This window comes from Saccharomonospora iraqiensis subsp. paurometabolica YIM 90007, assembly GCF_000231035.2.
GTDB classification, from domain to species: Bacteria; Actinomycetota; Actinomycetes; order Mycobacteriales; family Pseudonocardiaceae; genus Saccharomonospora; species Saccharomonospora paurometabolica.
This window is the reverse complement of sequence record NZ_KI912210.1, coordinates 23323-32259: the sequence shown is the minus strand read 5'-3', so window position 1 is coordinate 32259 and position 8937 is coordinate 23323. Positions and strand designations below refer to the sequence as shown.

Below are 8937 nucleotides of genomic sequence, written 5' to 3'. Positions count from 1 at the left end.
CGGCGGGGCAGGCTCGCCACGGTCACCAGGGCGCACGCCGCGGCCACCACGGCCACGGTCGCCAGGGCGCCGTGCCATCCCCACGGGTCCGTGACGGCACCGCTGACCAGCCTGCCGAGCATCCCGCCCACGGTGTTCCCCGCGATCATGGCGCCGACGGCCCCGGCGACCCCCGCACTGCCGAGCTGTTCGGCCAGGTAGGCGGCGGCGACACCGGGGAAGCCCGCGATGGCGACCCCCTGCAGGGCCCGCAGCGCGAGCAGCACCTCGTAGTTCGGCGCGAACGCCAGAACCAGCCCGAGCGCGGCCGAGGCCGACACCGACGCGAGGATCACCGGACGGCGGCCCACCATCTCGGAGACCACGGCCACCGGGAGCACCGCCACGGCCAGCGCCCCGGTGCCGACCGACACGGCCAGCGAGGCCCCGCCGGGGTCGAGACCGAACTCGGCGGCGAGCTGGGGCAGCAGCGGCTGCGGCGCGTAGAGCAGCGCGAACGAGCAGATCCCCGCCGCGGCGACGGCGACGGTGATCCGGCGGACGTCGGCGGCACGCTCCCGCGCGAGAGGGGTCACGCCCCGACCGTAAGCATGGCTAACTGATTCCGGCCACCGCGTGGTGACGCGGACGACACGGACGCCGCCGCATCCCGGTGCGGGTGCTCAGGTGTAGGAGGCCGCCAGTTCGACGAGGGTCCGGGCGGCGAAACCGGTACCGCCCGGCACGACCTCGGCGTAGGTGGTCTCCGCCCGCGCGGGCCCGGCGATGTCCAGGTGCGCCCACGGCAGGCCCGCGGTGAACTCGCGCAGGAACAGCGCGGCGGTGATGCCACCGGGGCCGGGGGGTGCCTGCCGCACGTCGGCCAGGTCCCCGGTCACGTCGGGGGTGTGCTCGTCGGACAGCGGCATCCGCCACCACGCCTCCCCGGTCCGCGCGCCCGCCTCCGCGACCCGGGTGGCGAGGCCGTCGTCCGAGGCGAACAGCCCCCCGGTACGCAGGCCCAGGGCCACCTTCATCGCCCCGGTCAGCGTGGCCACGTCCACGACGGCGTCCGGCCGGTACCGGGCCGCGCCGTAGGCCAGCGCGTCGGCGAGCACCAGCCTGCCCTCGGCGTCGGTGTTCTCGATCTCGCTCGTCCGCCCTCCGTGGTGCCGGACGACGTCGCCGGGGCGGAAGGCGGAGCCGGAGATCATGTTCTCGGCGGCGGGCACGAGGGCGGTGACCCGCACGTCCAGCCGGAGCGCGGCGATCGCGCGGACGGCGGCGAGCACGGCCGCACCACCGGACATGTCGGTGCGCATCAGGTGCATGCCCGCGGCCGGCTTGACCGAGATCCCGCCGCTGTCGAAGGTGATGCCCTTCCCGACCAGCAGCAGATGCGTACGGGCGTCGCGGGGGCGGTAGGTGGCCTCGATGAGGCGCGGCGGGCTGGCCGACCCGCCGCCGACCGCGAGCACGCCACCGAAGTCGTTGTCGGCCAGCCAACGCTCGTCGCGCACGGTCACCGACAGGCCCGCGGTCCCCGCCGTGACCCGTTCCGCCGTCGTGGCCAGCCAGTCCGGCGTCTTCACGTTGGAGGGAGCGTTGGCCAGATCGCGGGCCAGCGCGGTCGCGCGGGCCGTCGTGACCGCCCGCGCCACGGCATCGGCACGGTCCGCGTCGGCACGGCCTGCGTCGGCACGGCCCGCGTCGGCACGGCCGTCCGTGCGGGCACGGTCGGTCAGCAGCCGGATCCGGCGCGGACGGGGCGGATCCTCGGTGCCGGTGACGCGGAACCGGTAGCCACCGAGGACGACACCGGTCGTGAACGCGGCGTACTCGTCGACGGTCGCCCCCGCGGGGAGCCGGACCTGGACGGTCACGGCGGGTCGGCCACCCGCGTCGGCCTCCGCTCCGGCGGCCGCCTGCACCGCTCGCACGAACGCCGCCCCCGCCGTACGGTACGAACGTGGGCCGCCCGCGCCCACGCCGACGAGCCACCCGGGGCCCTCGGACCCGGGGAGCACCTGCACCTCGCCGGGCGCACGGGTGGCCGAGAGGTCGTCCAGCACGGCGTCGTGCGGGGTTCGCTCCCCCTCGGCGACCACCTCGGCAAGGGGGGTGCCCCGGCGGGCGGTGTCGGTGACGACGACGTCGACCGATCGGGTGGGGACGTCGACCGATCGGGTGGGTACGGACGGGAACGGCGAGCGCGCCACAGGACCTCCAGGCACAACGAACCGAGCCGGGCCGCGCGGATCCCGGCTCGGGGCAACGGACGGATACGGTCGTCGGCCGGGGGGACACCGCCGACCGGCTGCCACCGCTGTCAGCCGACGGCCTCCTGCAGCGCCGTGTGCAGGTCGTTGGCCTCCTCGGCCGTCAGCTCGACGACAAGGCGCCCACCGCCCTCGAGCGGCACGCGCATCACGAGGCCCCGCCCCTCCTTGGTCACCTCGAGGGGACCGTCACCGGTCCGGGGCTTCATGGCCGCCATAGCGTGCTCCCTCCGTTGTGAACCAGCGCGCCCGGGTCGCGCTCGCCGAAGCAACCGGGTCTGTTCCATTGTCCCCCATGCGGAGTGGGCCGCGAACGCGGACCGATCTTAACGGCGGTCCATCGCCGCTGGTATGCGCTTCACGCTCCTGTCACACTCGCGGTCGGCAACGACAACGGAGGATTCGGTGACCACAGAGGACGTGTTGAAGCGGGCCGACGCGGACGGGGTGCGCACCCTGACGCTCGATCGGCCCTCGGCGTACAACTCGCTGACCGTGGAGTTGAAGGAGCAGCTCCTGGCGGCGCTGCGGGAGGCCGCCGACGACCCGGCGGTGCGCGCGGTGCTGCTCACCGGCGCGGGCAAGGCCTTCTGCGCCGGGCAGGACCTGAAGGAACACGTGGGGATGCTGCGGTCCGGCGACGAGGCGCCGCTGCGGACGGTCGGCGACCACTACAACCCGATCGTGACAACGATCACGGAGATGCCGAAACCGGTCGTCGCGGCCGTCAACGGCCCCGCCGCCGGGGCGGGGGCCGCGTTCGCGTACGCGGCCGACCTGCGTCTGGCGGCGAGTTCGGCGACCTTCCTGATGGCCTTCGCGAACGTGGGGCTCGGCCCGGACTCGGCCGCGTCGTGGACGTTGCAGCGGCTGGTCGGTCAGGGGCGGGCGATGGAGCTGATGATGCTGGCCCGCACGGTGGACAGCGCGGAGGCGCTGCGGATCGGCCTGGTCAGCGAGGTGGTGGCGGACGACGAACTGGCCACCCGGGCGCACGCGGTCGCGGCGAAACTCGCCGCGGGGCCGACGGTGGCGTACGCGCGGATCAAGAGCACGGTGCGCGGCGCGGCCGAGAGCACCCTGCGGGAGGCACTGGCGGCGGAGCAGACCGCCCAGGCGGAACTCGGCGCCACCGCCGACCACACCGAAGCCGTCGAAGCCTTCGTCGACAAACGCACCCCGCACTTCCGCGGAAAGTGACCGCCACCCACCCGGCCACCCGGGTGTTGCCGTGAAGGGCACTTTCCCTGCATCAGGGGCCGTGAGGGGCACATTCGCTGCGTCACACGCAGGGAAAGTGCCCCTCACGGCACAACGGGAGGTGACCCCGCGCGGAAGCAGGCCTCGACGTGGTCGTCGACCATGCCGGTGGCCTGCATCAAAGCGTGGCAGGTGGTGGGGCCGACGAAGACGAAGCCGCGCCGCTTCAGCGCCTTCGCCATCGCCGTCGACTCCGGTGTGGTCGCCGGGACGTCGGACATCGTGCGCGGGCGGCGCCGGGTGGCCGGGTCGGGGGCGAACGACCACAGCAGCTCGTCCAGCGGGACGTCCAGCGCGGTCACCGCGCGGGCGTTGGTCACCGTGGCACGGATCTTCGCACGGTTGCGCACGATCTCCGGGTCGGCCAGCAGCCGGGCGACGTCGTCCTCGGTGAAGGCCGCCACCCGGGACGGCTCGAAGCCGGTGAACGCGCGCCGGAAGCCCTCCCGTTTGCGCAGGATGGTCAGCCAGGACAGCCCCGACTGGAATCCCTCCAGGGTCAGCCGCTCGAACAGCGCCGCCTCGCCGTGCAGCTCCACCCCCCACTCGTGGTCGTGGTACGCGGCGTAGTCCGGGGCGGTGTTGCCCCACGCGCAGCGGACGACGCCGTCGGCGCCGACGAGCTCCGCGGGCGGGCCGGGCGCCGGTCCGGCGCTCACCGGCCCACCTCGTACGACTCGGCGAAGCGGGCGAAATTGTCCAGCGACCGGCGCAGCCCCAGCACGAACGCGGGTTTCGCCAGCAGCCAGCCGGCCTTGCCGACCGGCCCGAACGGCAGGTCGAGCTCCTCGGACCACACGAACGTCGACCGCTGCGGGCCGCGTGCCTGCACGTGGAACGCGCCCGTGCCGCGGACGACCCGGCCCAGGTGGCGCACCGTGCAGCGCACCGGTGGTTCCCAGGTGGTGATCTCCATCGTGTCGGTGACCCCCACCGCGCCCACACCGGTGAACGCCTCGATACGGGATCCGGTGCTGCGGCCGTTGCCGGACACCACCCGGACGTCGGTGCCCACGATCCACTCGCCCTGTCGCTCCCAGTCGGTCAGCGCCAGCCAGGTGGTGCCCGCGGGGGCGGCGACCTCCACCGAGACGGCGACGTCACTCATCGCGCCGTCCCGCGGTCGCCGTGGGCACCTCGCCCTGTTCGAGCCGGCCCTCCAGCTCGGTGACCCGCTGGCGGAGTTCGTCGATCTCGGTGCCCAGCCGGGACAGCACCCAGTCGACCTCGGACATCTTGTAGCCCCGCACGACGATCTGGAACCGCGTGGCGGCCACGTCCTCGCCGGTGACGTCCTCGGCGGGCAGCCGTGTGGGCGAGCTCCCCGGTGCCAGCGGGGCGAGTTCCTCGCCCCGCCCGAAGACCAGGGAGGCGAGCAGGAACACCACGGCCGCCACCAGCAGCATCACGAGGAGATAGATCAGGGCGGTGGTCACGATCCGATCGTGACATACCCGCGCCCCTCACGTGCGCCGCGCCGACACCTCCCGCATCGGGGGCCGGTCGGCCAGCCGGACGGTGGCCACGTCCGGCACCCACTCCCCCGCGACCTGCACGAACTGCGTCAGCTCGGCGGCGGCGTCCGACGGGGAGAGGTCGCCGCCGCCTCCGGAGGGGGGCGGGCCGCACCGGTCCAGCGCGGTCCCGAGGATCTGCCGGGCCATCACACCGAGCTGGAGCAGCGACCGGTTGCGGTGCTTGCGCACGCCCAGATTCACCTGGGCGAGCGCGTCGAGACCGTACCGGGCCTCGGCGTCGAGCAACAGCCCGAGCTCCACGCCGTACCCGGCGGCGAACGGGACCGACTCCAGCAGCTCCCGGCGTGCCGCGTACTCCCCGCCCAGCGGCTGCACCAGGCCGGACAGGGACGGACGCAGCGCGGACAACAGCGGCCGGGCCAGCAGTTCGGTCACCCGGCCGCCCCCCGCGCCGAGTTCGTCCGACTCCACGCGCAGCGGCCGGCGGTAGAAGCCCTTGACCAGCTCGACCCCGGATTCGGTGAGCAGCGGCCCGAGCAGGGCGGGCACGAACGCCGGGTCCGGGTCGACGAGGTCGGAGTCCAGGAACACGACCAGGTCACCGGCGGTCGCGGCCAGGGAGCGCCAGAGCACCTCGCCCTTGCCCGGGACCGGGTCGAACTCCGGGAGCACGTCCTCGCGGTGCACCACGGTGGCCCCGGCGTCGGCGGCGACCGCGGCGGTGTCGTCGGACGAACCGGAGTCGACCACGACGAGCTCGTCGACCAGCGTGCCGACCAGCGGCCGGACGGAGGCCACGACGTCGGCGACGGTGTCCCGCTCATCGAGCGCCGGCAACACCACGGACACGGAGCGTGGCCCCTTCGCCCGCACCAGCTCGTCCACCCCCCACGACGGCCACTGCCAGGTCCGCCGCCGGAACCACTCCCCGTCCATACCCCCGATCGTGTCACGCCCGCCCGGGTGTTGCCGTGAAGGACCCCTTCCCTGCCTGTGGTGCAGCGAAGGGCCCCTTCACTGCGTCAGGTGCAGGGAAGGAGTCCTTCACGGCACAACGCAACGTGACCGGTGCCGGGTCAGACGGCCCACTTGTCGATGGGGGTGGGGGTGTGGTGGGTGAGGGCTTCCAGGAGGGTGCGCGGGTCCGGGTCGATGGTGACCAGGTCGCGGGTGGCGTGGTTGAGGAAACCCTCGGTCACCGTGTGGTCCAGGAACTCGGCGAGCCTGTTGTAGTACCCGCGCACGTCGAGCATCCCCACCGGCTTGGCGTGCAGCCCCAGCTGGGCCCACGTCCACACCTCGAACAGCTCCTCCAGCGTGCCCGCCCCGCCGGGCAGCGCCAGGAACCCGTCGGACAACCGCGCCATCGTGGCCTTGCGTTCGTGCATGTCGGCCACGACGTGCAGCTCGGTGAGCCCGTGGTGGGCGATCTCCGCCCGCATCAGGTGTTCCGGGATCACCCCGGTGACCTCGCCGCCCGCGGCCAGCGCCGCGTCGGCCACCGTCCCCATGAGCCCGACCCGGCCGCCGCCGTAGACGACACCGATCCCACGCTCGGCCAGCATCGTGCCCAGCGCCGCCGCGTCCGCGGCGTAGCCGGGGTCCTTGCCGGACGACGACCCGCAGAACACGCAGAGTCGCTGCACTAGTGCGTCTCCTCCCACGCCTTGTACGCCTCCATTACCACGCCCACCGCGTCGTCGATGTCGTCGGTGACGTGCAGCAGCGCGGCCTCCCGCTCGCTGACCTTGCCCTCGGCCAGCACCGTGTCCCGCACCCACTCGTACAGGCCCTTCCAGTACGTGGAGCCGAACAGCACCACCGGGAACTTCGTGACCTTCTTGGTCTGCACCAGCGTCAGGGCCTCGAACAGCTCGTCCAGGGTGCCGAACCCGCCCGGCAGGCAGATGAACGCCTGGGAGTACTTGATGAACATCGTCTTGCGGGCGAAGAAGTAGCGGAAGTTCACCCCGAGGTCGACCCAGGCGTTGATGCCCTGTTCGTGCGGCAGTTCGATGCCCAGCCCGATGGACAGGCCGCCCGCCTCGGACGCACCCCGGTTGACCGCCTCCATCGCCCCCGGACCACCGCCGGTGATCGCGGCGAACCCGGCGTTGGCCAGCGCGGCGCCGATCTCCCGGCCGGTCTGGTACTCGGGATCGTCGCGCGCCGTGCGGGCCGAGCCGAACACGGTCACCGCGCGCGGCACCTCGGCGAGCGCGCCGAAGCCCTCCACGAACTCGGCCTGGATCCGCAGCACCCGCCACGGGTCGGTGTGCACCCAGTCGCTCGGGCCGCGCGAGTCCAGCAGCCGTTGGTCGGTGGTGGACGCCTCGGCCGCCTCCTCCCGGTCCCGGCGCAGCAGCACGGGGCCCAGGCGCTTCTCGTGCGGGTGCCGGTCGTCGGCCCCGGTCTCGGACTGGCGGTCGCCGTTTCCGGCGTCACGGGTCGGTTCGGTCACAGCGCCCAGCGTAGGCTCACGCGCCCAGCCACGATCCGAGTACCTCGGCCACATGGCGGATCTCCGCGGTGGCCACCCGCTCCCCGCGGGTGTGCGCCAGGGTCGGGTCGCCGGGACCGAAGTTGACGGCGGGCATGCCGAGCGCGGCGAACCGCGCCACGTCCGTCCAGCCGAGTTTGGGGGCCACACGCCCGCCCGCGGCCGAGACCAGCTCGGCCGCCGCCGGGGACGACAACCCGGGGAGGGCGCCGGCGGAGCGGTCCACGACGGTGAGTTCGTAGCCGTCGAACACCTCCCGCAGGTGGGCCTCCGCCCGCTCGGCGGACACGTCCGGGGCGAACCGGTGGTTCACCGCCAGCACGGCCTCGTCCGGCACGACGTTGCCGGCCACCCCGCCGCCGACCCGCACGGCCTGCAGGCCCTCCCGGTAGGTGAGGCCGTCGATCTCCACCGTCCGCGGCCGGTACTCCGTCAGCCTGCGCAGCGGCTCGGCCAGTGCGTGCACGGCGTTGTCCCCCATCCACGCCCGGGCGGTGTGCGCACGGACGCCCCCGGTGCGCAGCTCGACCCGCATGGTGCCCTGGCAACCGGCCTCGATCACCGCGTTCGACGGTTCCCCCACGACGGCGAGGTCGCCGCGCAGCCAGTCCGGGCGCTGCCGTTCGATCCGGCCGAGCCCGTTGCGGTCGGCCTCGACCTCCTCGCAGTCGTAGAACACGAACGTGACATCGTGCCGCGGCTCGGTGAGGGTGGCCGCGAGGTGCAGGAACACCGCGTCGCCGCCCTTCATGTCCACGCTGCCGAGCCCGTGCAGCACCTCGTCCTCGCCCGATCCGGTGCGGTGCGACGGCAGGTTGTCGTTCACCGGAACGGTGTCCAGGTGGCCCGCGAGCACCACCCGCGACGGCCTGCCCAGCGCGGTGCGCGCCAGGACCGCGTCGCCGTCGCGCACCACCTCCAGGTGCGGCGCCCGGGTCCGCAGCGCGTGCTCGACGGCGTCGGCGAGGTCGGCCTCGGCGCCGGAGACGCTCCCGATGTCGACGAGGGCGGCGGTGAGCTCCACCGGGTCGGAGCGCGGGTCGAGCGAGGGCATGTCCGCACCGTACCGCGCGCTGGCTACGGTGGAGGGGTGCGTAGGAACTCGGTCGTCGGGCGCGGACCGCTGGTCGCCACCGCGTTGCTGGTCGCGCTGGCGGGGTGCTCCCGGGAGGCGGGCCCGATGCCGGAGGGCCAGGGACAGGACCCCGGCCCCGGCGCGTTGGACGTGAAGCTGGAGGCCATCACGGGTGACGACTGCTTCCGCGCCCCCGGCGAGGTCTACCCGCCGAACTGTGAGAAGTACGTCACCCAGCTCTCGACGGTCCCGGGCACCACACGGGGCTTCGACGCGGGCCCCGGCCTGGCCGAGGCCGCGGACGACCTCGACGCCGGGGTGCGCGCCTACCGTGTGAACGGCTGCGCCGCCGGCGGGGGCGGCGGG

At 73.9% G+C, this 8937-nt stretch carries 12 protein-coding genes; 2 read left to right on the top strand and 10 right to left on the bottom strand.

Annotated elements, in window-relative coordinates:
• The 3 genes from SACPADRAFT_RS25520 to SACPADRAFT_RS30275 form a co-directional block, all read right to left on the bottom strand.
• The coding region (locus SACPADRAFT_RS25520) for an MFS transporter (protein WP_007025345.1) at positions 1-575 on the bottom strand (575 nt) is incomplete at its 3' end.
• Between the two features lie 87 nt (positions 576-662).
• On the bottom strand, positions 663-2198 hold the full coding sequence (locus SACPADRAFT_RS0204205; protein ID WP_007025344.1) for a leucyl aminopeptidase family protein: 1536 nt from the start codon (positions 2196-2198) through the stop codon (positions 663-665).
• A gap of 110 nt (positions 2199-2308) precedes the next feature.
• A complete protein-coding gene (locus tag SACPADRAFT_RS30275; RefSeq protein ID WP_007025343.1) occupies positions 2309-2476 on the bottom strand; it encodes a DUF3117 domain-containing protein in 168 nt (55 codons plus the stop codon).
• A gap of 187 nt (positions 2477-2663) precedes the next feature.
• On the opposite strand from SACPADRAFT_RS30275, the gene SACPADRAFT_RS0204195 reads away from it, so the two are divergent.
• Positions 2664-3458: an enoyl-CoA hydratase/isomerase family protein gene (locus SACPADRAFT_RS0204195; protein WP_007025342.1), complete on the top strand. Its 795-nt coding sequence runs from the start codon at positions 2664-2666 to the stop codon at positions 3456-3458.
• Between the two features lie 104 nt (positions 3459-3562).
• Here SACPADRAFT_RS0204195 and SACPADRAFT_RS0204190 read toward each other — a convergent pair whose 3' ends face one another.
• The 7 genes from SACPADRAFT_RS0204190 to dapE form a co-directional block, all read right to left on the bottom strand.
• Positions 3563-4177: a DNA-3-methyladenine glycosylase I gene (locus SACPADRAFT_RS0204190; protein ID WP_007025341.1), complete on the bottom strand. Its 615-nt coding sequence runs from the start codon at positions 4175-4177 to the stop codon at positions 3563-3565.
• Positions 4174-4626 (bottom strand): SRPBCC family protein, encoded by a 453-nt coding sequence (locus SACPADRAFT_RS0204185; RefSeq protein ID WP_007025340.1) that lies wholly within the window; start codon positions 4624-4626, stop codon positions 4174-4176. Before SACPADRAFT_RS0204185 ends, SACPADRAFT_RS0204190 begins: the two co-directional genes overlap by 4 nt.
• On the bottom strand, positions 4619-4954 hold the full coding sequence (locus SACPADRAFT_RS25515; protein WP_007025339.1) for a DivIVA domain-containing protein: 336 nt from the start codon (positions 4952-4954) through the stop codon (positions 4619-4621). The genes SACPADRAFT_RS0204185 and SACPADRAFT_RS25515 overlap by 8 nt, the downstream gene beginning before the upstream one ends.
• A 27-nt stretch (positions 4955-4981) precedes the next feature.
• A complete protein-coding gene (locus SACPADRAFT_RS0204175; protein WP_007025338.1) occupies positions 4982-5932 on the bottom strand; it encodes a glucosyl-3-phosphoglycerate synthase in 951 nt (316 codons plus the stop codon).
• A gap of 140 nt (positions 5933-6072) precedes the next feature.
• The gene (locus SACPADRAFT_RS0204170) at positions 6073-6642 is read right to left on the bottom strand and encodes an LOG family protein (RefSeq protein ID WP_007025337.1); all 570 of its coding nucleotides are present in this window, start codon (positions 6640-6642) and stop codon (positions 6073-6075) included.
• Entirely contained in the window at positions 6642-7457 is an 816-nt protein-coding gene (locus SACPADRAFT_RS0204165; RefSeq protein WP_040923924.1) for an LOG family protein, read from the bottom strand. Before SACPADRAFT_RS0204165 ends, SACPADRAFT_RS0204170 begins: the two co-directional genes overlap by 1 nt.
• Before the next feature lie 16 nt (positions 7458-7473).
• Positions 7474-8550 (bottom strand): succinyl-diaminopimelate desuccinylase, encoded by a 1077-nt coding sequence (gene dapE, locus SACPADRAFT_RS0204160; RefSeq protein WP_007025335.1) that lies wholly within the window; start codon positions 8548-8550, stop codon positions 7474-7476.
• A gap of 36 nt (positions 8551-8586) precedes the next feature.
• Here dapE and SACPADRAFT_RS32190 point away from each other — a divergent pair.
• Positions 8587-8937, top strand: a 351-nt coding sequence (locus SACPADRAFT_RS32190) for a hypothetical protein (protein ID WP_007025334.1), incomplete at its 3' end; no start/stop codon positions are given.

What these genes read in the sequence shown, in the direction of transcription:
- SACPADRAFT_RS30275 (WP_007025343.1), bottom strand. Translation starts at nt 2,476, where the DNA reads ATGGCGGCCATGAAGCCCCGGACCGGTGACGGTCCCCTCGAGGTGACC.
- SACPADRAFT_RS0204185 (WP_007025340.1), bottom strand. Translation starts at nt 4,626, where the DNA reads ATGAGTGACGTCGCCGTCTCGGTGGAGGTCGCCGCCCCCGCGGGCACC.
- SACPADRAFT_RS0204175 (WP_007025338.1), bottom strand. Translation starts at nt 5,932, where the DNA reads ATGGACGGGGAGTGGTTCCGGCGGCGGACCTGGCAGTGGCCGTCGTGG.
- dapE (WP_007025335.1), bottom strand. Translation starts at nt 8,550, where the DNA reads ATGCCCTCGCTCGACCCGCGCTCCGACCCGGTGGAGCTCACCGCCGCC.